The organism is Actinomadura sp. NPDC000929, assembly GCF_040492065.1.
Classification (GTDB): Bacteria; Actinomycetota; Actinomycetes; order Streptosporangiales; family Streptosporangiaceae; genus Spirillospora; species Spirillospora verrucosospora.
Map to the genome: position 1 here is coordinate 1 of NZ_JBEUPA010000114.1, position 23,841 is coordinate 23,841.

Annotated in this window: 22 protein-coding genes and 1 riboswitch; of the genes, 20 read left to right on the forward strand and 2 right to left on the reverse strand. The window is 73.7% G+C overall.

All coding sequences use genetic code 11. From position 1 onward, the window contains the following. The first annotated feature begins 131 nt into the window (after window positions 1-131). The 8 genes from ABWI04_RS30480 to metK all read left to right on the forward strand — a co-directional run bounded on the left by ABWI04_RS30480 (window position 132) and on the right by metK (window position 7,402). Window positions 132-950 carry an iron-sulfur cluster-binding protein gene (locus tag ABWI04_RS30480; RefSeq protein ID WP_353834609.1) on the forward strand — a complete coding sequence of 273 codons (819 nt, stop codon included), beginning with the start codon at window positions 132-134 and terminating at the stop codon, window positions 948-950. Beyond that, window positions 947-1,927 (forward strand): dihydroorotate dehydrogenase, encoded by a 981-nt coding sequence (locus ABWI04_RS30485; RefSeq protein ID WP_345184746.1) that lies wholly within the window; start codon window positions 947-949, stop codon window positions 1,925-1,927. Before ABWI04_RS30480 ends, ABWI04_RS30485 begins: the two co-directional genes overlap by 4 nt. Further along, window positions 1,924-2,625 carry an orotidine-5'-phosphate decarboxylase gene (gene pyrF / locus ABWI04_RS30490; protein ID WP_345184744.1) on the forward strand — a complete coding sequence of 234 codons (702 nt, stop codon included), beginning with the start codon at window positions 1,924-1,926 and terminating at the stop codon, window positions 2,623-2,625. The genes ABWI04_RS30485 and pyrF overlap by 4 nt, the downstream gene beginning before the upstream one ends. 771 nt (window positions 2,626-3,396) lie before the next feature. After that, the gene (mihF, locus tag ABWI04_RS30495; protein ID WP_131739210.1) at window positions 3,397-3,723 is read left to right on the forward strand and encodes an integration host factor, actinobacterial type; all 327 of its coding nucleotides are present in this window, start codon (window positions 3,397-3,399) and stop codon (window positions 3,721-3,723) included. Between the two features lie 115 nt (window positions 3,724-3,838). Next, window positions 3,839-4,405 (forward strand): guanylate kinase, encoded by a 567-nt coding sequence (gene gmk, locus ABWI04_RS30500; RefSeq protein ID WP_089312392.1) that lies wholly within the window; start codon window positions 3,839-3,841, stop codon window positions 4,403-4,405. 27 nt (window positions 4,406-4,432) lie between these two features. Continuing rightward, window positions 4,433-4,687, forward strand: coding sequence for a DNA-directed RNA polymerase subunit omega (gene rpoZ / locus ABWI04_RS30505; RefSeq protein WP_131950118.1), 255 nt, complete (start codon window positions 4,433-4,435; stop codon window positions 4,685-4,687). Between the two features lie 154 nt (window positions 4,688-4,841). Next, window positions 4,842-6,083 carry a bifunctional phosphopantothenoylcysteine decarboxylase/phosphopantothenate--cysteine ligase CoaBC gene (coaBC, locus tag ABWI04_RS30510; protein WP_353834599.1) on the forward strand — a complete coding sequence of 414 codons (1,242 nt, stop codon included), beginning with the start codon at window positions 4,842-4,844 and terminating at the stop codon, window positions 6,081-6,083. 125 nt (window positions 6,084-6,208) lie between these two features. Further along, window positions 6,209-7,402, forward strand: coding sequence for a methionine adenosyltransferase (gene metK, locus ABWI04_RS30515; protein WP_345184736.1), 1,194 nt, complete (start codon window positions 6,209-6,211; stop codon window positions 7,400-7,402). 172 nt (window positions 7,403-7,574) lie between these two features. On the opposite strand, the gene ABWI04_RS30520 is transcribed toward metK, so the two are convergent. Beyond that, window positions 7,575-9,242, reverse strand: coding sequence for a DUF8823 domain-containing protein (locus ABWI04_RS30520; RefSeq protein WP_345184734.1), 1,668 nt, complete (start codon window positions 9,240-9,242; stop codon window positions 7,575-7,577). Between the two features lie 135 nt (window positions 9,243-9,377). On the opposite strand from ABWI04_RS30520, the gene ABWI04_RS30525 reads away from it, so the two are divergent. The 8 genes from ABWI04_RS30525 to ABWI04_RS30560 all read left to right on the forward strand — a co-directional run bounded on the left by ABWI04_RS30525 (window position 9,378) and on the right by ABWI04_RS30560 (window position 18,825). Further along, complete coding sequence (locus ABWI04_RS30525; RefSeq protein WP_353834600.1) at window positions 9,378-11,462, forward strand: primosomal protein N'; 2,085 nt, start codon at window positions 9,378-9,380, stop codon at window positions 11,460-11,462. A 173-nt stretch (window positions 11,463-11,635) separates the two neighbouring features. Continuing rightward, window positions 11,636-13,444, forward strand: a complete 1,809-nt coding sequence (locus tag ABWI04_RS30530; RefSeq protein WP_353834601.1) for an amino acid adenylation domain-containing protein — start codon at window positions 11,636-11,638, stop codon at window positions 13,442-13,444. 142 nt (window positions 13,445-13,586) lie between these two features. Next, window positions 13,587-14,132, forward strand: coding sequence for a peptide deformylase (def, locus tag ABWI04_RS30535; protein WP_345184728.1), 546 nt, complete (start codon window positions 13,587-13,589; stop codon window positions 14,130-14,132). Beyond that, on the forward strand, window positions 14,133-15,059 hold the full coding sequence (gene fmt, locus ABWI04_RS30540; RefSeq protein ID WP_353834602.1) for a methionyl-tRNA formyltransferase: 927 nt from the start codon (window positions 14,133-14,135) through the stop codon (window positions 15,057-15,059). Continuing rightward, on the forward strand, window positions 15,059-16,465 hold the full coding sequence (locus ABWI04_RS30545) for an RsmB/NOP family class I SAM-dependent RNA methyltransferase (protein ID WP_353834603.1): 1,407 nt from the start codon (window positions 15,059-15,061) through the stop codon (window positions 16,463-16,465). Before fmt ends, ABWI04_RS30545 begins: the two co-directional genes overlap by 1 nt. Window positions 16,466-16,498: 33 nt before the next feature. Continuing rightward, entirely contained in the window at window positions 16,499-17,449 is a 951-nt protein-coding gene (locus ABWI04_RS30550; RefSeq protein WP_353834604.1) for a phosphatase PAP2 family protein, read from the forward strand. 12 nt (window positions 17,450-17,461) lie between these two features. Beyond that, window positions 17,462-18,139 (forward strand): ribulose-phosphate 3-epimerase, encoded by a 678-nt coding sequence (gene rpe, locus ABWI04_RS30555; RefSeq protein ID WP_345184719.1) that lies wholly within the window; start codon window positions 17,462-17,464, stop codon window positions 18,137-18,139. 47 nt (window positions 18,140-18,186) lie between these two features. Beyond that, window positions 18,187-18,825, forward strand: a complete 639-nt coding sequence (locus ABWI04_RS30560; protein ID WP_345184717.1) for an HAD-IA family hydrolase — start codon at window positions 18,187-18,189, stop codon at window positions 18,823-18,825. An 11-nt stretch (window positions 18,826-18,836) separates the two neighbouring features. Here ABWI04_RS30560 and ABWI04_RS30565 read toward each other — a convergent pair whose 3' ends face one another. After that, entirely contained in the window at window positions 18,837-20,342 is a 1,506-nt protein-coding gene (locus ABWI04_RS30565) for a P-loop ATPase, Sll1717 family (protein WP_353834605.1), read from the reverse strand. A gap of 186 nt (window positions 20,343-20,528) precedes the next feature. Further along, window positions 20,529-20,659: riboswitch (FMN riboswitch) on the forward strand. 72 nt (window positions 20,660-20,731) lie between these two features. Here ABWI04_RS30565 and ABWI04_RS30570 point away from each other — a divergent pair. From ABWI04_RS30570 to ribH, 4 genes are read left to right on the forward strand one after another with little or no spacing between them, the layout of a single operon-like run. Beyond that, window positions 20,732-21,325 carry a riboflavin synthase gene (locus ABWI04_RS30570; protein ID WP_345184711.1) on the forward strand — a complete coding sequence of 198 codons (594 nt, stop codon included), beginning with the start codon at window positions 20,732-20,734 and terminating at the stop codon, window positions 21,323-21,325. Continuing rightward, window positions 21,322-21,963, forward strand: coding sequence for a nicotinamide riboside transporter PnuC (gene pnuC / locus ABWI04_RS30575; protein WP_345184709.1), 642 nt, complete (start codon window positions 21,322-21,324; stop codon window positions 21,961-21,963). The genes ABWI04_RS30570 and pnuC overlap by 4 nt, the downstream gene beginning before the upstream one ends. Beyond that, window positions 21,960-23,252, forward strand: a complete 1,293-nt coding sequence (locus ABWI04_RS30580; RefSeq protein WP_345184707.1) for a bifunctional 3,4-dihydroxy-2-butanone-4-phosphate synthase/GTP cyclohydrolase II — start codon at window positions 21,960-21,962, stop codon at window positions 23,250-23,252. Before pnuC ends, ABWI04_RS30580 begins: the two co-directional genes overlap by 4 nt. After that, entirely contained in the window at window positions 23,249-23,761 is a 513-nt protein-coding gene (gene ribH / locus ABWI04_RS30585) for a 6,7-dimethyl-8-ribityllumazine synthase (RefSeq protein ID WP_345184705.1), read from the forward strand. Before ABWI04_RS30580 ends, ribH begins: the two co-directional genes overlap by 4 nt. The last annotated feature ends 80 nt before the right edge of the window (window positions 23,762-23,841 follow it).

The window sequence follows — 23,841 nt, forward strand, 5'->3', positions numbered from 1 at the left end:
CGGGCCGGGCGGCCGCGACGCCGCCCGGCCCGCCCGGCGCACGCGATGAGAGAGGGAGACGGGTGTCCTACACGCCGGTGCAGACCTCGGCGACGGTTCTGACGGTCCGCCAGGTGCAGGACTACCGCGCGATGACGCTGGTGGCCCCGGCCATCGCCGAACGGTTCAGGCCCGGCCAGTTCGTGGCGCTCGCCGTGGGCGGCGAGCACACGTCCCGCCTGGTGCGCCGCTGCATCGGGGTGCACGAGGTCAAGTCCGACTACGGCGGCACCGTCGAACTGGTGTTCGCCGACACCGAGCCCGGCACCGCCTGGCTCGCCGGCCGCCGCTCCCGCGACCAGCTCGACCTCGTCGGGCCGCTCGGCCGCCCGTTCCGGCTGCCCCGCGATCCCGTCACCTGCCTGCTCGTCGGCGGCGGGCCCGGCGGCGCGGCCGTGTTCGCGCTGGCCGACACGCTGCTGCGGCGCGGCTGCCAGGTGCACTTCGTGCTCGCCGGCGCCTCCGCCCGGCAGGTCTTCGGGTCCCGCATGGCGCAGCGCATCGGCGACAGCGCGGCCGTCGTCACCGAGGACGGGTCGATGGGGGAGAAGGGCGCCGTCCGCGACGTGCTGCCCCGCGTCATCGAGGAGACCGGCGCGGACGTCGTCTACGGCTGCGGCCCCACGGCCCTGCTCCGCTCGGTCACCCAGATCGCCGGCGACTTCGGCCTTCCCTCGCAGGTGTCGGTCGAGGAGTTCCTCCAGCAGACGGGCGCGTGCGGCATCGGCGTGTGCATGACGTGCATGCTCCCTGTCCACGGGGAGGACGGCGTGACCCGCATGGTCCGCGCCTGCGCGGACGGCCCCGTCCTGCGCGGCGACCGCGTCCGCTGGGGCGACCTCGGAACCATCCCGTTCGACGCGCTCGGCGCGCCGCGCGTCCTGAGCGTCTCTGAAGGGGGCTCGCAGTGAGCGACCGGGTCACGACCACGCTCGGGCCTCTGGAACTGCCCAACCCGGTCCTGACGGCCTCCGGGTGCGGCGGGACGGGACGCGAGCTCGCCCAGTTCTTCGACCTCACCCGCCTCGGCGCGTTCGTCACGACGTCGGTGATGGCGCAAGCGCGCGCGGGACGTCCCACACCGCGGGTGACCGAGACCCCGAGCGGCCTCCTGACCGCGATGGGCCTGCCCGGTCCCGGCGTGGAGACCTTCCTGGAACGTGACCTTCCCTGGCTGATCGAGCAGGAGGTCCGCACGATCGTGTCCGTCGCGGGCAGCAGCGTCGAGGAGTACGGCGACCTGGCGCGCCGCCTCCGCAACGTCCCGGGCGTCGCCGCGATCGAGGTCAACGTCGCCTGCCCCAACGTCGAGGACCGCGGCCGCATGTTCGGCTGGCACCCGGCCGCCGCGGCGTCCGTCGTGCGGGCCGTCCGCGCGCACGCCCGGCCGGGCGTGCCCGTCTTCGCCAAGCTCGCCCCCGACGTGACCGACATCGTCGGCATCGCGCTCGCGTGCGTCGACGCGGGCGCCGACGGCCTCACCCTGATCAACACCATGGAGGCCATGGCGATCGACCCGCAGACGCTGCGTCCGGCCCTCACGGGCGTGTCCGGCGGCCTGTCCGGACCCGCCGTGCGGCCCGTCGCGGTCCGCTGCGTCTACCAGGTGCACGCCGCGCTGCCCACCACCCCGATCATCGGCGTCGGGGGCATCGCCACCGGCCTGGAGGCCCTGGAGTTCATCCTCGCCGGCGCCTCCGCCGTCGCCGTCGGCACCGCGCTGTTCCACGACCCCCTGGCCGGCCCGCGCGTCCTGCGCGAACTGGAGGAGGCGCTCGCGGCCCGCCGCATCGACCGCCTCGCCGACGCCGTCGGCCTCGCGCACAAGCCCGCCGGGTACGTCCCGCCCCAGGTGCGCCGGCAAGAGCCCGAGAAGGAGAAGCTGTGACCGCCCCCATCGCCGTCGCGCTGGACGCGCCCGACCTGGAGACCGCCGCGCGCTGGGCCACCCTGGTCACGCCGCACGTCTCGACCGTCAAGGTCGGCCTGGAGCTGTACCTGCGGTACGGGCCGGACGTCGTCGCCAGCGTGCGGGGCGCCAGCCGCGTCCAGGTGTTCCTCGACCTCAAGCTGCACGACATCCCCGCCACGGTCCGCGGCGCCGCCCGCGCCGTGGCGCGCCTCAAGCCGGCCTACCTGACCGTGCACGCCGCCGGGGGGCCCGCGATGATCCGCGAGGCGGTGCAGGCCGCCCCCGCCACCAAGATCGCCGCGGTGACGGTCCTGACGTCCCTCAAGGACGCCGATCTCACCGCCGTCGGCCTCGCGGGGCCCGCCCCCGACGCCGTCCGCCGTCTGGCCGTCCTCGCCGTCGAGGCGGGCGCTCAGGCCCTCGTGTGCTCCCCGCAGGAGGCCGCCGCCGTCCGCGCCGAGGTCGGTCCGGACATCACGCTCATCACGCCCGGCGTCCGCCCCGCGGGCTCCGGCCACCAGGACCAGGCCCGCGTCGCCACGCCCGAGGACGCCCTGGCCGCCGGCGCCGACCTGCTGGTGATCGGCCGTCCCATCACCGCCGCCCCCGACCCGGGCGCCGCCGCGGCCGCGATCGCCGCCGCGCTGCGCCGCACGTCCGCCGGCACGGCCTGAACGCGGTTCCGCGGCGCTCGGGTCCGTGCGCCGCCCGCGCCGGGACATGCTTCGGCGCGCCATTGGTTCGCGAGCGCGCAGAACCGCTTTGTGGGTGAGTTTTGCGGCACGGGTGAACGCGAATGTGGTTTTAGTCGCATGCGAATGCGAGGACGGGAGTCGCCGCTTTGCGATACGTGCCGAACGGCGAACTCGTTCACGCGGAGGGCCGATTCCGGACCGGGGGGAGTCTCCGGACGGGGCGGCCGGCGTCTCCGCGTCCATGGGGCGCCCTGGCGGCGGGCTGGGGGGAGCTGGTGCGGTGCGGGCGTCCTCCGGGCGAGCGGACGATCTTGGCGGGTGTTGTCGAGGATGACAGTAACGGTGCCGGGGCGACGTGCGGAACGGCGCGGCGTGACGAGTGTCACTCGGTCGGGATCGTTTGTGGGAGGCCCCACCGCGCCGCCCCAGCGGGGCTCCGGAGGGCGGTGGCGGGACCGTGGCGGCGCGGGCTCGCGGAGGCGCGAAGCGCAGCGGCGGAGCGGTGCTGGGTGCCACAAATGCGGTCAGAACGGGCGGTTTTTCACGATCATGCGAAAGTCCCAGCAAGGCAAGGGGATGCGGCGCCGAGGGGTCCGAGTTGGGTACACTCTGTATTCAGGACACTCCGGGGAGTGATTTTCGTGAATTTGTGGCGGGCTAAACGGCACTTCACGTTGCCTTATGGGTGGTGAACTCGCTAGTTTCCCAACCCGTCCGACTCCGTCGAGTGGAAACCTGAGGTGACCCGGCGTGGCTCTTCCGCCCCTAACCCCCGAACAGCGCGCCGCAGCCCTGGAGAAGGCTGCCAAGGCTCGCAAGGAGCGGGCCGAGGTTAAGAACAAGCTGAAGCACGGGGGAACCTCGCTCGCCGAGGTTCTCAAGGATGGTCAGTCCGACGACGTCATCGGAAAGATGAAGGTGTCGGCCCTTCTGGAATCGCTGCCCGGTGTGGGCAAGGTCCGTGCGAAGCAGATCATGGAGCGCCTGGGCATCGCCGAGTCCCGCCGTGTGCGGGGCCTCGGCGCCAACCAGCGCGCATCCCTGGAGCGTGAGTTCGGCGGAAGTGCGAACCGCTGACGCGCGACTCACGGGCGGGCGCGGCGGCCAGGCCGCCGCGGCCGGCTCGGGGCGACCCGCAGACGGCACCATCCCGCCCGGCTCCGGCGCACCCATCGCTGCGCCGGAAGGCTCCATGCCGCATGGCCCGCTCGCGCGGCGACTGACGGTCCTGTCCGGACCGTCGGGCGTCGGCAAGAGCACGGTCGTCGCCGAGATCCGGCGCTCACACCCCCGGGTGTGGCTGTCGGTCTCGGTGACCACCCGGGCTCCCCGCCCGGGTGAGACCGACGGTGTGCAGTACTTCTTCGTCGACGACGCCGGTTTCGACCGGCTCGTCGCCGAGGGGCAGCTCCTCGAATGGGCCGAGTTCGCGGGCAACCGCTACGGAACCCCCCGCCGGCCCGTCGAGGAACGCCTCGCCCGCGGCGAGCCGGTGCTGCTGGAGATCGACCTCCAGGGCGCCCGGCAGGTCCGCCGCTCCATGTCCGAGGCCCGCCTGGTGTTCCTCGCTCCCCCCAGCTGGGAGGAGCTCGTCCGCCGCCTCACCGGGCGCGGCACCGAGCCCCCCGAGGTCATCGAGCGCCGCCTCGACGCGGCCCGCGTCGAGCTCGCCGCCGAGAAGGAGTTCGACGTCACGCTCGTCAACACGTCCGTGCAGGACGTGTGCGACGAGCTGCTAGCCTTGATGGCTGACCAGTAGCCTGTTCAACCTACGGAAGGCCACCGAGTGGCAGTCAGCAACGAGGGCATCACCAACCCCTCGATCGACGAGCTCCTTGAGGTCGTCGACACCAAGTACGGCCTCGTGAGCATCGCGGCCAAGCGCGCCCGGCAGATCAACGCCTACTACGCCCAGCTGGGCGAGGGCCTGCTGGAGTACGTCGGCCCGCTCGTCGAGACGCAGGTCCAGGAGAAGCCGCTGTCGATCGCGCTCCGCGAGACGCGCGAGGGCCTCCTGAACGCCGAGCCCATCGAGGGCTGAGGCCCCCGAGGCGGCCGGCTCCGCTCACCGGCCCGGGGTCGCCGTCTCCGGCGGCCGCGTCCGCGGCGGCTTCCGGGAGGCATCTCCGGACCCCGGTGCGGATACGCCTACCCCGGGAGGAGAGCGGGCGGCGCCTGATGGGATCGTGGGCGACATGACCTCCCCCAAGCCGCGCGTCGTGCTCGGAGTGAGCGCGGGCATCGCCGCGTACAAGGCGTGCGAGCTGCTCCGGCGGCTCACCGAGTCGGGCCACGACGTCACCGTCGTGCCGACCGCGGACGCGCTCCGCTTCGTCGGAGAGCCCACCTGGGCCGCGCTGTCCGGCAAGCCGGTGTCCCCGCGGGTCTGGGACGGCGTCGCCGAGGTCCCGCACGTCCGGCTCGGCCAGCAGGCCGACCTGGTGTTCGTCGCACCGGCCACCGCGGACCTGCTCGCCAAGGCGGCCCACGGCCTGGCCGACGACCTGCTGACCAACACCCTGCTCACCGCCCGCTGCCCCGTCGTGTTCGCGCCCGCGATGCACACCGAGATGTGGCAGCATCCGGCCACGCAGGCCAACGTGGCGACCCTGCGGGAGCGCGGCGCCGTCGTCGTCGAGCCCGCGTCCGGCCGCCTCACCGGCAAGGACACCGGGCCCGGCCGGCTGCCCGACCCCGCCGAGCTGTTCGAGGTCGCCCGGCACGTGCTGGCCCGCGGCGCCGACGGCCGCGACCTCGCCGGACGGCACGTGGTGGTCTCCGCCGGGGGCACCCGGGAGGCCATCGACCCCGTCCGCTTCATCGGGAACCGCTCGTCCGGCCTGCAGGGCTACGCGCTCGCCCGGACCGCCGCGGCGCGCGGCGCCAGGGTGACGCTCGTCTCGGCGAACGTCGCCCTGCCCGACCCGGCGGGCGCCGAGACCGTCGCCGTCGGATCGGCCGAGGAGATGCGCGAGGCGGTCGTGGCGGCCGCCGGAACGGCGGACGCGGTCGTCATGGCCGCCGCCGTCGCCGACTTCCGCCCGGCCGACTACCGCGGCTCCAAGATCAAGAAGGCGGAGGGGGCGGAACCCGAGCCGATCCGCCTCGTCAAGAACCCCGACATTCTGGCCGAGCTCGGCCAGGTCCGGCGGCCCGGCCAGGTCGTCGTGGGCTTCGCGGCCGAGACCGACGACGTCCTCGCCAACGGACAGGCCAAGCTCGCCCGCAAGGGCAGCGACCTTCTCGTCGTCAACCAGGTCGGCGAGAACCTGACCTTCGGCCGCCCCGACAACGCCGCGGTCATCCTCGGCGCCGACGGGTCGCGGACCGAAGTGCCCCGCGGGGCCAAGGAGGCGCTCGCCGAGGTCGTGTGGGACCTCGTCGCCGCACGGCTGGATCGCACGCCGCCGGGCGCGCGTCCGGGCGAAGGGCGCTGATCCCGCTAGACTTCTGGTCCTAACATCGTGGGGAACCCATGGCGGGGGGCGGCGTCCCTCGCCGAACTCGACAAAGAATCCGTTCTGCGACGTCAGTCAGCAGCCGCTGCAAGGAGTTCACGTACGTGTCTCGCCGCCTGTTCACCTCCGAGTCGGTGACCGAGGGTCACCCGGACAAGATCGCGGACCAGATCAGCGACGCGATCCTCGACTCGATGCTCAAGGACGACCCGAAGAGCCGGGTCGCCGTCGAGACGATGATCACGACGGGTCAGGTGCATGTGGCCGGTGAGGTCACCACCGAGACCTATGTGGACATCCCGGGCGTGATCCGGGAGAAGATCCTGGAGATCGGCTACGACTCGTCCAAGAAGGGCTTCGACGGCCACTCCTGCGGCGTGTCGGTGTCCATCGGCGCGCAGTCGCCCGACATCGCGCAGGGCGTGGACGACGCCTACGAGTCCCGCGAGGGCGAGGGCGTCGACGACCTGGACCGGCAGGGCGCCGGCGACCAGGGCCTGATGTTCGGCTACGCCACCAGCGAGACCCCCGAGCTGATGCCGCTGCCGATCACGCTGGCGCACCGGCTCGCCCGGCGCCTGTCGGCGGTCCGCAAGAGCGGCGACGTGCCCTACCTGCGCCCCGACGGCAAGACCCAGGTCACCATCGAGTACGACGGCGACCGCGGCGTCCGCCTCGACACCGTCGTGGTGTCCAGCCAGCACGCTCCCGACATCGACCTGAAGGAGCTGCTCGCCCCGGACGTCAAGGAGCACGTCGTCGACCCGGTGCTCGCCGAGTTCGAGCTCGACACCGAGAACTACCGGCTGCTGGTGAACCCCACCGGCCGCTTCGAGATCGGCGGCCCGATGGGCGACGCCGGCCTCACCGGCCGCAAGATCATCGTGGACACCTACGGCGGCATGGCCCGCCACGGCGGCGGCGCCTTCTCCGGCAAGGACCCGTCCAAGGTCGACCGCTCCGCCGCGTACGCGATGCGCTGGGTCGCCAAGAACATCGTCGCCGCGCAGCTCGCCGACCGCGCCGAGGTCCAGGTCGCCTACGCGATCGGCAAGGCCCACCCGGTCGGGGTGTTCGTGGAGACGTTCGGCACCGAGAAGGTCGCCCCCGAGAAGATCGAGAAGGCCATCGGGGACGTCTTCGACCTGCGCCCGGCCGCGATCGTCCGCGACCTCGACCTGCTCCGCCCGATCTACTCGCAGACGGCCGCCTACGGCCACTTCGGCCGCGAGGAGCCCGACTTCTCCTGGGAGTCGACCGACCGCGCCAAGGACCTGGCCTCCGCCGCCGGCCTGTAACCGGTCTTCCGCGAAGAAGGGCCCCGGGACGCCCCGGGGCCCTTCTTCGCGCGCCCGTGCTGTTCCGGCGCCCCTGCCCTGGCGCGACCAGGTCTCCTCGCGCGTGCGGCGGGCGCCTGCCCCAGTGCGGCCTGGTGCCGCGGGGAAGCGGTGCGGACGCGCCGTGACGGGGTCAGCCGGCGCAGTGGTTGCCGCGGTGCAGGCCGTAGCGGGCGGCGATGGTGTAGCGGCCGGGGGTGCGCGCCTCCAGCCGGACGAACTCGCCCGCGCGCGCCAGGCAGGCGTTCCCGCCCGTCGCGCTCAGCCACGGTGACCAGGAGACGCGCAGCAGGACCGACCCGGGCGAGGGCACGTCGACGACGAGCTCGCCGGAGTTGAGGTTCCTGACGAACGCGGGCGGGTCGACCAGCGGCGTGGGGCTCGCGACGCGGTACAGCCGCCAGTGCGTGTCCCGCCAGATCTCCGTCAGGTACGGCTGGCCGCCTTCGACGAGGGCGGCCTCCTCCTGCGCCGACCAGTCGACCTCCTGCTCGGGCAGGACGACGTACTGGACGGCCCACTTGTGCAGCCAGTCGCGGTACGAGGCGGGCGTCAGCGCGCCCTTCTCGTAGAACAGCTCGTGGCGCTCGGCGTCGACCTGGCGGTTCCAGCCGCGGGCGAGCGCGAAGTGGCGGCTGAGGCCGGAGGACTCCCAGTGGGAGCGCAGCGGGACGACCTCGATGCGCGCGTCGTCCGCGCCGACGGCGCCCAGCTCTGCGACGAGGCCGCGGGCGTGGTCGGCGGCGGTGGCCGCGGGCTCGGTGTGGATGAGGTCGTCGACGGGCTTCACGACCTGCCAGGACGCCGTCACGATGAACGCCAGCGACAGCACGGCGATGCGCGCCCGCCCGTGGGCGCGCGCGACTGCCGACAGCAGGAACATGCCGCCGAACAGCAGCGAGAGGCGCTCGACGTTGCTGCCGATGGGGGAGGGGATCAGCCAGGTCAGCAGGATCCCGGCCAGGTAGACGGCGGCGCCGGTCCGCACGAACCTCCAGCTCTTCGGAGCGCAGAACAGGATCGCGGCGACGCTGGTGACGGCGGGCAGCACGATCGCGTCCAGGGAGATCGGCTGGACGCCGCTGAACGGGAAGAGCAGGCTGGTGGTGCCGACCACGACGGGCAGGCCCACGGCGACGCAGACGCCGGCGCGGCGGCGTCCGGTCAGGAAGAGCGCGGCGGCCAGCACCAGCAGGAACAGGCCGGCGACGGGGCTCGCGAGCGAGGCCAGCAGGCTCAGCACGACCATCGCCGCGGCGCGCAGGGCGGGCGTGCCGCGCGGGGTGAACGCCACGATGGTCGCCATGAGCGCGAACATCAGGCCGAGGCCGAACGTGACGCGGCCGGAGGCGGCGTTGCAGGTGAGCGCGAAGGCGGCCCAGAGGGAGGCGGGCAGCGCGACCGGGGCCCGGAACTGCTTGAGCAGGTACGCGGTGAGCGTGGCGCAGATCGTGCCCGTGATCACCGCGACCGTGCGGATGCCGAACAGCGCCATCAGGTACGGCGACACGAGGCTGTAGGAGGCGGGGTGCATCCCGCCGTACCAGGCGAAGCTGTAGGCCGCGCCGGGGTGCTTCCAGGCGAAGTCCGTCCACGCGGCCTGCGCGGCGAGGTCGCCGCCCTCGGTCGCGAGGAACAGCCCCCACACCAGGTGCAGGACGGCGGCGGCCAGCGTGGCGGCGACCACGGGGTGGCGTGCCCGCTTCTTCCACCGGGAGGCGGCCGCGGGGCTTGGAGAACGGCGTGACACCCCGTTGCTGACCGGGGCGTCCGTCCGCTCATGGGCATGAGCTGTGGTCACATCGCCTGCAAGGCTCGTCGGACGGCGAGGGTGCGGACGGCGTCGGGCAATGGGCCGGAGGACGCGCACCCGTTCAAACGGACCAACCCTAGCGTGCGACTCCGGGTGTCGGATCGATCTGGTAGGACGGGGGGCGTGACGAAGGACGGCGGGGGAACGGACCTGATCCCGGGGCTGGACGCCCTTCCGGGCGCGGCCGCCCCCAAGGCGGGCCGGTCCGGGAAACCCGCCGCGCCGGGGAAGAAGGCGGCGGGGAAGAAGGGGGCGCGCCGTCCGGCCGCGGAGCTGCCCGTCGCGCGGATCGCGGTCGACATGTCGCTCCCGCACCTCGACCGCCCCTTCGACTACCTGGTCCCCGCCGAGCTTGACGCCAAGGCGGTCCCCGGCTGCCGCGTGCGGGTGCGCTTCGCGGGCCAGCTCGTCGACGGCTTCCTCCTGGAGCGGGTCGCCGAGAGCGGCCACGGCGGCAAGCTGCTGTTCCTGGAGAGGGTGACCTCGCCCGAGCCCGTCCTGACCCCGGAGATCGTCACGCTGGTGCGGGAGGTGGCCGACCGCTACGCGGGCACGTTCGCGGACGTCCTGCGGCTCGCCGTCCCTCCCCGGCACGCCCGCGTCGAAGCCGAGCCCGTGGAGGAGGGCGCCCCCGCACTGCCCGGGGCGCCCGACGCCGGCGTGTGGCGGGAGTACCCGGCGGGGGAGTCCTTCGTGAACGCGCTGGCCGGCGGGAGGGCGCCGCGGGCCGTGTGGAGCGCGCTGCCCGGCCCCGACTGGACGGCGGCCATCGCTCGCGCGGTCGCCGCCACGTTGAGCGGCGGGCGCGGCGCGCTCGTCGTCGCCGCCGACGGGCGCGACGTGGCGCGCATCGACGCGGCGCTGGAGGCGGAGCTGGGGGAGGGGCTGCACGTCGCCCTGACGGCGGAGCTGGGCCCTGCGGAGCGCTACCGGAGGTGGCTCGCCGTCCTGCGCGGCAAGGCGCGGGCGGTCGTCGGCACGCGCGCCGCCATGTTCGCGCCCGTCGCCGACCTGGGGCTGGTCGTGCTGTGGGACGACGGCGACGACGTCCACGCCGAGCCGCACGCGCCGTATCCGCATCCCCGCGACGTGCTCGCCCTGCGCGCGCACCGGTCCGGGGCCGGCGCCCTGATCGGCGGGTTCACCCGGACGACCGACGCGACGCAACTCGTGGAGACCGGCTGGGCCCACGCGCTCGTCGCCGACCGGAACCGCGTCCGGGCGAGGATGCCGCGCGTCCGCTACGTGGGGGAGGACGCGCAACTCGCCCGGGACGCCGCCGCCCGCACCGCGCGCCTGCCGAACATCGCCTTCGAGGCGGCCCGGCAGGCGCTGGAGAGCGGGCCCGTGCTCGTCCAGGTGCCGAGGCGCGGGTACGTTCCCGGCATCGCCTGCGGGAGGTGCCGCACCCCGGCGCGTTGCCAGACCTGCCAGGGGCCGCTGGCGCTCGCCTCGTCGCACGCGGCCCCCTACTGCGGCTGGTGCGGCCATATCGCGGGCGACTGGCACTGCCCCGAATGCGGCTTCTTCCAGGTGCGCGCCGTGGTGGTGGGCGCCAAACGCACGGCGGAGGAGCTCGGCCGGGCGTTCCCCGGCGTGCCCGTGCGCACCTCGGGGCGGGAGGCCGTCCTCGACCGGGTCGGTCCGGAACGGGCTCTCGTGGTGGCGACGCCCGGAGCCGAGCCTCCGGCGGAGAGCGGATACCCGGCCGCGCTGCTGCTGGACGGCTGGGTCCTCCTCGGCCGGCCTGACCTGCGCGCCGGCGAGGAGACGCTGAGGCGCTGGATGAACGCGGCGTCGCTCGTCCGCCCGCAGGGCCCGGTGATCGTGGCGGCGGAGGGGGCGCTGCCCGCAGTCCAGGCCCTCGTGCGCTGGGATCCGGTCACGTACGCGGAGCGGGAACTCGCCGAGCGCAGGGAGGTGGGGTTCCCGCCCGCCGCGCGCATGGCGTCGCTCACCGCGTCCCCGGCCGCCATACGGGAGCTTCTGGCCGACACCCGGTTGCCCGACGGCGCGGAGGTCCTCGGTCCCGTTCCCGTCCCGCAGGCGGGCACGGAGGCCCAAGACAAGGAACGCGCGCTGATTCGAGTACCCCGCGCCGGGGGGAACGCCCTGGCGCGAGCGCTGAAGGAAGCCCAGGGCGTGCGCAGCGCACGCAAGGCCACGGAGACCGTCCGCGTCCAGATCGACCCCCTCGAACTGATCTGACGCTGCAACTCAACCGGCGCCGCGGAGCTCGACCGGTGCCGCGGAACTCGATCACGCTGTAACTCGACCGACCCCATGGGACACGAGTGATCCCGTGGGCTCGACCGAGGCGACTCGGCCGACTCGGGGCTCAACCGACCCCGGGGAACGCGGCTGACCAATAGGGTTCTGGCGTGGCCGACAACTGGGTGGAGACCACCGCGGGCGACCTGCGGCGGTGGTCGGACGAACGCGGCGAGGCGCTTGACGAGCAGGGTGTCCGCATCCTGCTCGACCTGGCGCGGGAGGAGATGGGCCTCGCGGGCCCGGAGGCGCTGGAGCCGCGGCACGTCCGCGAACTGCTCCTGGAGGTCTTCCCCGAGTCCGTGGTCGCCGGGCGCGACGACGTCCCCACCATCCTGGACGCGCTCCGCCGGGTCGTCGCCTACCTGCGCGACACCGGCGCCGTCCCGGCCCCGGCCGCCGACGCGCTGGCGGCGGAGATCGACCGGACCGGCCCCGAGTTCGCCGAGGTCGTCGCCGCCGTCGACAGCGAGGAGCGGCAGGCGGCGGCCGAGGTCGTCGCCGGGCTGATGCAGGCCGACGGGATCGACCTGGACGACGGCGACGCCGTCGACGCGTGGATGCGCGACTTCGAGGCGCTCCCGGAGGAGGAGCGCTTCGCCCGCACCGAGGAGTACCTGCGGCAGGCGGGGGACCTGGTGGTCCCGCCCGTCCGGCTGGCGCCGCAGGCCGAGGTCGCGGACGCGGCGCGGCGGTCGGGCCTCGCCGAGGCGGTCCTGGCCCTGGCCCGCTGGACGGGCGAGCGCCCGCTGACCGAGCACGGCATGCTCACCGAGCCCGACGCCGAGGCCGCGCGCCGCGCCCTCGGCCTCGACGCGCCGCGGCGCCACGGGCGGCTGGAGGACGACGGCGCGCTGGAGCGGCTGTGGTGGGCCGCCGTCGAGGCGAAGGTCATCGACGCCGGGGACGGCCGCGCCTCCCCGGGTCCCGCGCTGCCGGGCCTCGAATCGGGCGACGACGCGGCCCTGCTCACCGCCTGGTTGCCGCTGTTCGACGCCGCCGTCGTGCCCGGCCACGACTACGCCGACGGCCTGGACGCGGTCGAACTCGTCCAGAACGAGCTGACCGGCGTCCTCATCCACCTGTACGAGCAGGAGGAGCCGTCCGGGCCGGACGCCCTCGCCGAGGCGCTGCTGGGCCACATCGAGGAGGCCTACGACCTCAGCGACGCCGACACCATGCACGCGCTCGTGGCGGACGCCCTCGCCCTGGAGCTGGCATCCCTGGAGGACTGGGGCGTCATCGAGGCGTCCGGCGCGGGCAAGGCGCTGACTCCGCTCGGGGTGTGGGCGGTGCGGGAGCTGCTCCTCGCGGACGGGTTCACCGCCCCGGTCATCGGCGAGCTGGCCGGCGCCCGCGCGTCCGAGCTCGTCGCGGGGCTCACCTGGTACCGGCCTGACGCCGCCGACGAGGAGATCGACGGCTGGCTGGCGTCCCACGACTCCAAGGACGCCGCCGCCGACCTTCTGGACGTCATGCGGACCGGCGGCCCCGGCGCCCGCAACCTCGCCGCCGCCGTCCTGCACCGCGTCGGCCCCGAGGCCGCCGGGGTGGTCCGCGCCGCGCAGGAGCACCCGCTCGTGGCGCCCTACGCCGCGATGTGGCTGAACGCGGCGGGCGACCCGGCGGGGCGCGAGCTGGCCCGCGAGGAGTACCTCTGGGTGTTCGTCGACACGGTGGCCGGGATGATGGAGACCGCCGAGCCGGAGGAGGCGGTCGCGGCGGCGCTGGTCGACGCGCCGCCCGGGGCCGAGATGAAGACCATGGTGGACGAGCTCTGGCGCACCCACCATCCCGGTGTGGCCGACGTCCTGGAGGCCCTGGGCGCCCACCACCCCGACAAGGCGACGGCCAAGGCCGCCCGCACCGCCGCCTACAAGGCGCGGTCGGCGCGCCAGAGCGCGCACCGCGGTGTGTGAACGCGGGGTGTGAACATGGCGTGAATGTTCCGGGCCCGCGCCTCCGTAGACTTGGGGGCGCGTCCCAGTGGACCGGTGGCACCCGCAGCGGTCGGGTGGCACTCGCAGTGATCAGCGACATTCGCAGGAAACGGAGTCCCCGTTGGCCGTCAAGCCCATCCGCCTCTTCGGCGACCCCGTGCTGCGCACGCCCGCGGAGCCGGTGAAGGACTTCGACAAGGAGCTGCGCCAGCTCGTCAAGGACCTCACCGACACGATGATCGACGCCCCTGGAGCGGGCCTGGCGGCCCCCCAGCTCGGCGTCGGGCTGCGCGTCTTCACCTACTACGTCGACGACCGCCTCGGGCACGTCGTCAACCCGACGCTCGACCTGTCGGACGAGCAGGAGACCGACGACGAGGGCTGCCTCTCCCTGCCCGGCCTCGCGTTCCCCACGCCCCGCTCCGTCGGGGTGGTGGCGAAGGGCTTCAACATGCACGGGGAGCCCATCACGCTGGAGGGCACCGACCTGCTGGCCCGCTGCGTCCAGCACGAGACCGACCACCTCGACGGGATCATCTTCATCGACCGGATGGACCCCGAGCAGCGCAAGGCCGCGATGAAGGCGATCCGGGAGGCCGAGTGGTTCGGCGAGCCGGCCCCCGTCGTGAAGGAGTCGCCGCACCGCACCCTCGGGAAGGCGATCTAGATGCGGCTGGTCTTCGCCGGGACGCCCGAGACGGCGCTTCCGGCCCTGACGGCCCTTCTGGGGTCGTCGCACGAGGTCGCCGCGGTCGTGACCCGGCCCGACGGGCGTTCGGGGCGGGGGAGGCGCCTGAGCGCCAGCCCGGTCGCCTCGCTCGCCGCCGAGGCCGGCGTCGAGGTGCTCAAGCCCGCGAAGGCCCGCGACCCCGAGTTCCTCGACCGGCTCCGGGAGATCGCGCCGGACTGCTGCCCGGTGGTCGCCTACGGCGCGCTGCTGCCCCCCGAGGCCCTGGACATCCCCCGGCACGGCTGGGTGAACCTGCACTTCTCGCTGCTGCCCGCGTGGCGCGGGGCCGCCCCCGTGCAGCGCGCGATCCTGCACGGCGACGACGTGACCGGCGCGGCCACGTTCCAGATCGAGGAGGGCCTGGACACCGGCCCGGTCTACGGCGTGCTCACCGAGCCGATCCGGCCGGACGACACCGCCGGCGCCCTGCTGGGACGGCTGGCCGTCGCCGGTGCCGACCTGCTGCTGGACACCATGAACGGCATCGAGGCGGGCGTCCTGGAGCCCCGGCCCCAGCCGACCGAGGGGGTGTCCCACGCGGCGAAGCTCACGCCCGAGGACGGCCGCGTCGACTGGAAGAGCCCGGCCCTGCACATCGACCGCCTCGTCCGCGCCTGCACCCCGGCGCCGGGCGCGTGGACGACCTTCCGCGACACCCGGGTCAAGCTCGGCCCCGTCCGCCCGGCGCCGGGCGCCGCCGAGCTGGAGCCCGGCGCGCTCAGCGCGGGCAAGAGCGAGGTGCTGGTCGGCACGGCAACCCATCCCGTCGCGCTCGGCGAGGTGCAGCCGCAGGGCAAGCGCCCCATGGCCGCCGCCGACTGGGCCCGCGGTCTCGACCTCACCGGCAAGGACGCGCTGCACTGATGCCTCCCGCCCGCAACCGCCGACGCGCCCCGAACACCCGCCCGGGCGGCCCCCGCAAGACGGGCCGCCCCCAGGACCTCGTCCGCCGCACCGCCTTCGACGTGATCCGGGCGGTGGAGACCCGCGACGCCTACGCGAACCTCCTGCTTCCCGCGCGCCTGCGCGACCGCGGCCTGACCGGACGCGACGCCGCCCTCGCCACCGAGCTGACGTACGGGACCCTGCGCGGCAGGGGCACCTACGACGCGGTGCTCGCGCTGTGCAGCGACCGCGAACTGCGCCGCGTCGACGCGCCCCTCCTGGACGTCCTGCGCCTGGGCGCCCACCAGGTCCTCGGCACCCGCATCCCGCCGCACGCCGCCGTGGCGACGACCGTGGAGCTGGCCCGCTCCGTCTCCGGCCCGGGCCAGGCCAAGTTCGCCAACGCCGTGCTCCGCAAGGTCGCCATGCGCGACATGGACGCCTGGCTGCGGATCGTGGCCCCCGCCGACGCCGACGCCACGACGCGCCTGTCGATCGCCCACAGCCACCCGAAATGGATCGTGTCCGCCATGCGGGACGCGGTCGGGGCGGCCGAGATCGACGAGCTCCTCGCGGCCGACAACGCCAGGCCCCGTGTGACGCTGGTCGCGCGCCCCGGCAGGGCGACCCTCGAAGAGCTGTACGACGCGGGCGCCGAACCCGCCCCCTACTCGCCCTATGGCGCCGTCCTGGCGGAGGGCGACCCGGCGGGCATCGACGCCGTCCGCGATGGGCGCGCGGCCGTCCAGGACGAGGCCAGCCAGATGGTCGCCCTGGCGCTGGCCGATGCTCCCCTGGACGGTCGTGACGCGCGCTGGGCCGACCTCTGCGCCGGCCCCGGGGGCAAGGCCGGGCTCCTGTCGGCTCTCGCCTCCCAGCGCGACGCCCGGCTCCTCGCCGCGGACGTCCAGCCGCACCGCGCCGGGCTCGTCCGGCGCGCGGTCGACGACCGCGCGGGCGTGGTCGCCGCCGACGGCACCGCTCCCGCGTGGCGCCCGGCCTCGTTCGACCGCGTCATGGTGGACGCCCCCTGCACCGGCCTGGGCGCGCTCCGGCGCCGCCCCGAGGCGCGCTGGCGCCGGGGCCCCGAGTCGGTCGCCGAACTCGGGCCGCTCCAGCGAAAGCTGCTCGCCGCGGCGCTGGAGTCCGTCCGGCCCGGCGGAGTGGTCGCCTACGTCACCTGCTCGCCGCACCTGGCGGAGACCCGCGTGGTGGTGGACGACGTCCTGCGCAAGCGGGACGACGTCGAACGGCTCGACGCGCCCGGCGTCCTGGCGGCGATCGCCCCCGGCCTCACCGGGCTCGGTGACGGCCCGTACGCCCAGTTCTGGCCGCACCGCCACGGCACGGACGCGATGTTCCTGGCGCTGCTCCGCCGCACCTGACCCGCACCCGGCCTCGGGGGAGGCGCCGCGCTGATGGGAGGCTCCGTGCTGACCGGCTTCATGATCTTCATGTCGTATCTGGGCAGCGCGGCCTTCTACGTCCCGCTGCTCCTGGCGCTGTTCTGGTGCGTGGCGCCGCGCCTGGCCGCGCGGGCCGCCGTGGTGCTGCTGTTCGGCGCGGCCGTCAACGCGCTCCTCAAGCTGGTCTTCCACGCGCCCCGCCCCTACTGGACGGACCCGAACATCCAGGGCAGGCAGTCGCTGTCGTCGTTCGGGATGCCGTCCGGCCACGCCCAGAACAGCGTCGCCGGATGGGGCTTCTTCGCGGCCCAGACCCGGCGCTGGTACCTGTGGGCGGGCGCCGCCATCGTGATCTTCCTGATCGGAGTGTCGCGCGTCTATCTGGGCGTCCACTCGCCAGGGCAGGTGCTGGCGGGCTGGGGCGTCGGCCTGGCCGTCCTGGTCGCCGCCCTCGGGCTGGAGCCCGTCGCCGTCCCGTGGTGGCGGCGGCAGCATCTGGCAGTGCAGCTGGCGCTCTCCCTCGCGGTCTCCCTGCTGATGCTCGCGGCGGCCTGGGGGGCGGCGCGCCCGCTGCGGGACTGGCAGTGGCCCCGTGCGTGGGCGGAGGCCGTCAAGGCGGCCGGAGGCGTCGCCGAGCCCGTCACGCTGACCGATTCGGCCCAGGCGTCCGGCGCTCTCTGCGGCCTCCTGATGGGCCTGTCCCTGGTCGCCTGGCGCGGCTGGTTCGATCCGGGCGGCAGGGCCTGGCAGCGTCTGGCGCGGCTCCCGCTGGGCCTCGCGGGGGCGGCGGTCATCGCCTTCTTCGAGGGGGCGAACCTGGTCCAGGCGTTCGTCGTCCAGGCGCTGCTCGTGCTGTGGGTCACGGCGGGCGCGCCGGAGGCCTTCGTCCGCCTGCGCCTGGCGGCCCGCCCCACCCCGGGCCTCACCCGGGCGGGTGACGATCGGGCGGGGCTGCGCCAATAGACTCGGGGCATCATGGCTCCTCAGATCGCACCCAGCATCCTGTCCGCCGACTTCGCCCGCCTGGCCGAGGACGTCGCGCGCATCGCCGACTCCGCCGACTGGGTCCACGTCGACGTGATGGACAACCACTTCGTCCCGAACCTCACCCTGGGACTGCCCATCGTGCAGGCGCTGCTCAGGAACAGCGCCCTCCCCCTCGACTGCCACCTGATGATCGAGGACCCCGACCGCTGGGCGCCGCAGTACGCCGAGGCCGGAGCCGGGAGCGTCACCATCCACGCCGAGGCGGCGAAGGCGCCCATCCGCACCCTGAGGGCCATCCGCGCCGCGGGCGCCCGCGCCGGGCTGGGCGTCAACCCGGCCACCCCGGTGGACGGCTTCGAAGACCTCCTCGGCGAGATCGACATGCTCCTGCTGATGACCGTGGAGCCGGGCTTCGGCGGCCAGAAGTTCCTGGACGTCGTCCTGCCGAAGGTCCGCCGCGCGCGGGAGCTCATCAAGGGCCGCGACCTGCCCGTCTGGCTCCAGGTGGACGGCGGCGTCAGCGCCGAGACGATCGAGCGCTGCGCGGAGGCGGGCGCCGACGTGTTCGTCGCCGGCAGCGCCGTCTACGGGGCCGACGACCCGGCCGAGGCCGTCCGCAGGCTCCGCGCCCAGGCCGAAGAGGCGACGGCCAAGGCGGATTGGTGAAAGGTCCCGCGGAGCGGGCGGGGGGTGTGGGGGGTCGTCCCCCCACCATGACTCTGCCCTGCGCCGCCGTCCTGTTCGACGTCGACGGCACCCTCGTCGACTCGACGCCCCTGGTCGAACGCGCGGGCCGCGAATGGGCCGCCGAGTACGGCATCGACCCTGACGTGTTCATGTCGGGCGCCCACGGCCGCCGCACGAGCGACCGTGTGGCCGAGTTCCTGCCGGCCGGCCAGGTCCGCGAGGCCACCGCGCGCCTGGACGCCCTTGAGGCGGTCAGCACCGACGGCATCGTCGCCCTGCCGGGCGCAGTGGAACTGCTGGCGGACATGGGCGGCCTGCCCCACGCCTTCGTGACGTCCATGGACCGGTCGCAGCTCAAGGTGCGCACCGGAGTGGCCGGCATCCCCTCCCCGCCCGTCGTGGTGACCGCCGAGGACGTTTCCGACGGCAAGCCCGACCCGTCCGGCTACCTCCGGGCGGCCCGCCTGCTGGGCGTGGACCCGTCCGCCTGCGTGGTCGTGGAGGACGCCCCCGCCGGGATCGCCGCGGGCCGCGCGGCGGGGGCCACGGTCGTCGCGCTGGTCACCAGCCACCCGGAGGAGTCCCTGGCCGAGGCCCACCACGTCGTCCGGGACCTGAGCCGCGTGCGGGCCACCCCCACCGGCCTGCGCCTCGCCCTCGGCTGAGCGCCCGGGTCTCAGCCGCCGGCGCTCCCGACCACCGCGGCGTCGATTCCGAGCGAGGCGTGGAACATGGCGTGCACGCGGAACCGCCGCACGGCCGCGAGGTTGAGGTGCTGCACCTGGTGGCTGCCGAGGAACCGCCCCTCCGCGGACGCCCGCGCGGTCAGCAGGCCCGCGCGCCACAGGATCTCGATCAGGTCGTTCGGGTCGCACGAGGGCAGCCATGACGCGGTGCCGTGGGTGGGGACGTCGCCGCAGGCCAGCTCCAGGCAGAGCAGTTCGAGCTCGTCGCGGCGGAACAGGGGCGGACGGCTGCGGAACGCCTCGAACACGCTCAGCAGCCCGGGGTACTGGGAGCGGTACTCGGCCGCGATGTCCTTCGTCCGCTCGGCGGAGTAGCCGTACTCCGACCGCTCGATCGCGGAGTACGGCACGGGCAGCTTGGAGCGCCGGGCCCTGGCCTGCTCCAGCGCCTCCGAGCAGAACTGGATGAGCTCCCGCGGCCGGTACAGCGTCCGGTCGACCATGTAGCCGAACGACTCGTCCCGCCCTCTGCCGGGCGGCGGCGCGAACACCGCCGACCAGCAGGCCCGGTCCCCGGCGCGTTCGAGGGCGTCCACCGCGAAGCCGTTCTCGTGGGCCGAGTGCCGGATCCGCCTGGCGATCAGTTCGAGCAGCGAGTCCTCGGACCAGTAGATCTTCTCCAGCAGGTCCCGGTGCTTCTGCGCGTCGTCGTACAGGGCGGGGATGTCGTCGTAGAGCTCCTGCCGCAGCGAGATGTAGACGCGCAGGTTCGGGTGCAGCGCGTTGATGGACACGCACGCCTGGAACAGCCCGGACACGAACGCCTTGGCGTCCTCGGAGGAGTCCCAGCCGCGGTCCAGCTCGTCCACGAGCACCACCACCCGCTGGTTGTCCAGCACCTTGCGCAGCGCCGGCAGCAGGTTCTGGATCTCCTCCAGCTGGTAGAGGCGGTCCAGCTCGCGGGTCCGCACGCCGGCCTCGATCGGCCCGATCTTCACGGCCTCCAGCCGCTTGAGGTAGGACACCAGCAGCGACAGGGGGCCGAGCTGCTGGGCGCCGTGCATGTCCCGGATGTAGTTGTGGATCTGCCGGCCGCCGTTCTTGGTGAGCCGCATCCCCTTGCGGGCGAGCGCCTTCATCACCAGCACGTAGATCAGGTACTTCCACGCGGCGGCGTAGGCGCCCTGCTTGGCCCACGAGCCCGCGTTCTCGGCGGCCATGGTGGAGCTGAGCAGCTCGTAGGAGTAGTCCTCGGGCGACAGCTCGATGACGTGGCCGCCGGCGGCGCGCTCCCGCCGGGCCAGCACCTGGAAGATCGCGCTCTTGCCGGCTCCGCGGTTGCCCATCAGGATCGTCTTCGCGCCGGACCGGACGCGGTGGTAGGCGGGGGACTCCACGAAGTACTTCTCCAGGCCCCGTGAGATGTCGCGCTCCGCGGACGGAGTGCCGAAGTCGAGAACGTCAAGGATCTTGGGCGACAGGGACAACTTCGCCATGGGCCTTCCCGGAAATGGAGGGCAGGGGGTTCGTTGACAACTTGCATCGCGTTACCGCCTCCCGGCAAGACCCGCCGCCGATGCCCGTGGAGTGGGCGAACCGGCCGGGGCCCGCGCGAAGGAGTTGTGGCGATGGCCACAGGGGCGGGAATGGGAATGCGTGGCACACTGGTTGGCAAAGCATGAACGCGTGCTCCGGGGTCGGTGAAATTCCGAACCGGCGGTGACAGTCCGCGACCCGGCCGAAGCCATCGGCCGGTTGACCCGGTGGAACTCCGGGACCGACGGTGAAAGTCCGGATGGGAGGCAGCGCGCGGTACACCCCTGGCCAGGGGTGTATTCGGACGCACGTACGTCCCCCGGAGCCACTGATCTAGGAGGCCCGGGAGATGTTCACCGGCATCGTCGAGGAGCTCGGCGAGATCGTGGCGATCGACCCCCAGGGGGACTCGGTCGCGCTCGCGGTCCGCGGGCCGCTGGTCGTCCAGGACGCCGTGCACGGCGCGTCGATCGCCGTCAACGGCGTCTGTCTCACCGTGGTCGACGTCAAAGGCGAGGTCTTCACCGCCGACGTCATCAAGGAGACGCTCGACAAGTCCAGCCTGGGCGCGCTGGAACCGGGCTCCAAGGTCAACCTGGAACGCCCCGTGCGGCTGTCGGACCGGCTCGGCGGCCACCTCGTCCAGGGCCACGTCGACGGCGTCGGCGCGATCGTCTCCCGCGAGCCGGGGGAGCGGTGGGACGTGGTGACGGTGTCCCTGCCCGCCGAGCTGAGCCGCTACCTGGTCGACAAGGGCTCGATCACCGTCGACGGGATCAGCCTCACGGTCGTCGAGGCGGGCGCCGACCGGTTCAGCGTGGCGCTCATCCCGACGACGCTCGCGCTGACCACCCTCGGCCACAAGCGGCCCGGCGACCCGGTGAACCTCGAAGTGGACGTCGTCGCCAAGTACGTCGAGCGCATGCTGGGAGACCGGTCATGAGCTGGCTCGGCGCCGGTTTCGAGGTCTTCGGCGAGCACATCCTGTGGACCGACCTCGTCGGCAACGTCCTGTCGCTCGCCGTCGTCTGGCTCGCCATGCGCAAGACCCTCTGGACCTGGCCGGTGCAGATGGTCGGCGCCCTCCTGCTGCTCGCGGCCTCGCTGCACGCGCACGTCCCGGGCAACGCGCTCAAGCAGATCCTCTTCTGCGGGCTGGCCCTCTACGGGTGGCTCATGTGGACCCGCGGACGGCGCGAGGCCGACGGCCTGGTCGTCCGGCAGGCGACGCTCAGGGAGCGGGCCGTGCTGCTCGGCGCGCTCGTGGTCGGCACGGCCGTGGTCGCCCAGCTGTTCGTGCACCTCGACTGGCTGAAGGTCGCCTGGTCGCCGTGGGCGAACGCCTACATCTTCGTCGGCAGCGCGGTCGCGACGTTCGCGCAGAGCCGCGCGCTCGTCGACTTCTGGATCGTCTGGGTGCTGGTCGACCTGGTCGGGGTGCCGCTGGCGCTCAAGTCCGGGCTGTACGTCTCCGGCGCGGTCTACGGGATCTTCTTCGTGATGGTGATGGTCGGGTTCAGGAACTGGCTCCGGGAGTCCCGGGGCGAGCGCAACTCCACGCGGAAGGCGGTGACCGCATGAGCGGCAACGACACGGCGCTGAACGGCACGGGAACCGGGGGCACGGGGATCTTCGACTCCGTCGAGTCGGCGATCGCCGACATCGCGGCGGGCCTGCCCGTCGTGGTCGTCGACGACGAGGACCGCGAGAACGAGGGCGACATCATCTTCGCGGCGTCGAAGGCGACGGCCGAGCTGCTGACGTTCACGATCCGCTACACCAGCGGCGTCATCTGCGTCCCGATGGAGGGCGCCGACCTCGACCGGCTGCAGATCCCGCTGATGACCGCGCAGAACACCGAGCGCATGCGCACCGCGTACACCGTCAGCGTGGACGCCCGGCTCGGCATCTCCACCGGCATCTCCGCCGCCGACCGGGCGCGGACGATCCGCACGCTGTGCGACTCGGCGTCCGAGCCCGGCGACTTCGTCCGCCCCGGCCACATCTTCCCGCTGCGCTACCGCGAGGGCGGCGTCCTGCGCCGGCGCGGCCACACCGAGGCCGCCGTCGACCTCGCCCGGCTCGCCGGGCTCCCCCCGGCCGGCGTCCTCGCCGAGGTGGTCAACGAGGACGGCACCATGGCGCGCCTGCCCGAGCTCCAGGTCTTCGCGAAGGAGCACGGCCTCAGGCTCGTCTCCATCGAGCAGCTCGCCGAGTACCGCAGGCGCACCGAGGCGATGGTGACCCGCGTCGTCGAGACCCGGCTGCCGAACAGGTACGGGATGTGGCGCGCGGTCGGGTTCTCCAGCGCCATCGACGGCGGGGAGCACATCGCGCTCGTGCTGGGCGACCTCGGCGAGGGAGAGGACGTCCTGGTCAGGGTCCACTCCGAGTGCCTCACCGGCGACGTCCTGCACTCCGAGCGCTGCGACTGCGGGACCCAGCTCGACGCCGCCATGGAGCGGATCGCCGGCGAGGGCCGCGGCATCGTGCTCTACCTGCGCGGTCACGAGGGGCGCGGGATCGGCCTGCTCGCCAAGCTCCAGGCGTACGCCCTCCAGGACAACGGCTCCGACACCGTCGACGCCAACCTGGAACTGGGGCTGCCGGCCGACGCGCGCGAGTACTCCAACGCCGGCCACATGCTGCGCGAGCTGGGCGTACGCTCGGTACGGGTGCTCACGAACAACCCGGACAAGCTCAGGGGACTGGGCGGCTTCGGGGTGGACGTGCGGGGGCGGGAGGCCATGCCCGTCATCGTCACCGAGCACAACCGGCGCTACCTGACGGTCAAGCGCGACCGCCTCGGCCACGAGCTTGAGCTCGGGCCCCAGATCGAACCCGGACACCGGAGCGAGGGACTTTCATGAGCGGCGCGGGACGCCCCGAGGACATCACGGTCGACGCGGCCGGGCTCACGCTCGGCATCGTGTGCACCCGCTGGCACGAGCCGGTCACCGACCGGCTGCTGGAGCGGGCGCTCGCCGCGGCGAAGGCGTGCGGCGTGGACGAGCCGGTCGTGGCCCGCGTCGCCGGCGCGCTCGAACTGCCGGTGATCGCCCAGCAGATGGCCCGCGACCTCGACGCCGTCGTCTGCCTCGGCGCGGTCGTCCGGGGCGCCACCGCCCACTTCGACTACGTGTGCGACTCGGTGACCGCCGGTGTGACCCGCGTCGCGCTGGACGAGTCGACTCCGGTGGGCAACGGGGTGCTCACCTGTGACACCATTGAGCAGGCACTGGAACGCAGCGGGCTGCCGGGCAGCTCCGAGGACAAGGGATGGGAGGCGACTGTGGCCGCACTCGACACGGCACTGACCCTGCGAGGTCTGCGGCATCACGGTCACGCCGGGCACGGCCTGGAGCATCTGGGCTCCTAGGCAGGGGGCGGATCCGGCCACAGGGCCGTCCGCGCTCCCGAAACCCGGTGTCCCGTACCCATCCTCATCGAAAGGCTCAT

Bases quoted from the DNA above. Each gene is read 5' to 3' on its own strand.
- ABWI04_RS30480 (WP_353834609.1), top strand. From the start codon at position 132: ATGACGCTGGTGGCCCCGGCCATCGCCGAACGGTTCAGGCCCGGCCAG.
- gmk (WP_089312392.1), top strand. From the start codon at position 3,839: ATGCCGCATGGCCCGCTCGCGCGGCGACTGACGGTCCTGTCCGGACCG.
- coaBC (WP_353834599.1), top strand. From the start codon at position 4,842: ATGACCTCCCCCAAGCCGCGCGTCGTGCTCGGAGTGAGCGCGGGCATC.
- fmt (WP_353834602.1), top strand. From the start codon at position 14,133: ATGCGGCTGGTCTTCGCCGGGACGCCCGAGACGGCGCTTCCGGCCCTG.
- ABWI04_RS30545 (WP_353834603.1), top strand. From the start codon at position 15,059: ATGCCTCCCGCCCGCAACCGCCGACGCGCCCCGAACACCCGCCCGGGC.
- ABWI04_RS30550 (WP_353834604.1), top strand. From the start codon at position 16,499: ATGGGAGGCTCCGTGCTGACCGGCTTCATGATCTTCATGTCGTATCTG.
- rpe (WP_345184719.1), top strand. From the start codon at position 17,462: ATGGCTCCTCAGATCGCACCCAGCATCCTGTCCGCCGACTTCGCCCGC.
- ABWI04_RS30560 (WP_345184717.1), top strand. From the start codon at position 18,187: ATGACTCTGCCCTGCGCCGCCGTCCTGTTCGACGTCGACGGCACCCTC.
- ABWI04_RS30565 (WP_353834605.1), bottom strand. From the start codon at position 20,342: ATGGCGAAGTTGTCCCTGTCGCCCAAGATCCTTGACGTTCTCGACTTC.
- ABWI04_RS30570 (WP_345184711.1), top strand. From the start codon at position 20,732: ATGTTCACCGGCATCGTCGAGGAGCTCGGCGAGATCGTGGCGATCGAC.
- pnuC (WP_345184709.1), top strand. From the start codon at position 21,322: ATGAGCTGGCTCGGCGCCGGTTTCGAGGTCTTCGGCGAGCACATCCTG.
- ABWI04_RS30580 (WP_345184707.1), top strand. From the start codon at position 21,960: ATGAGCGGCAACGACACGGCGCTGAACGGCACGGGAACCGGGGGCACG.
- ribH (WP_345184705.1), top strand. From the start codon at position 23,249: ATGAGCGGCGCGGGACGCCCCGAGGACATCACGGTCGACGCGGCCGGG.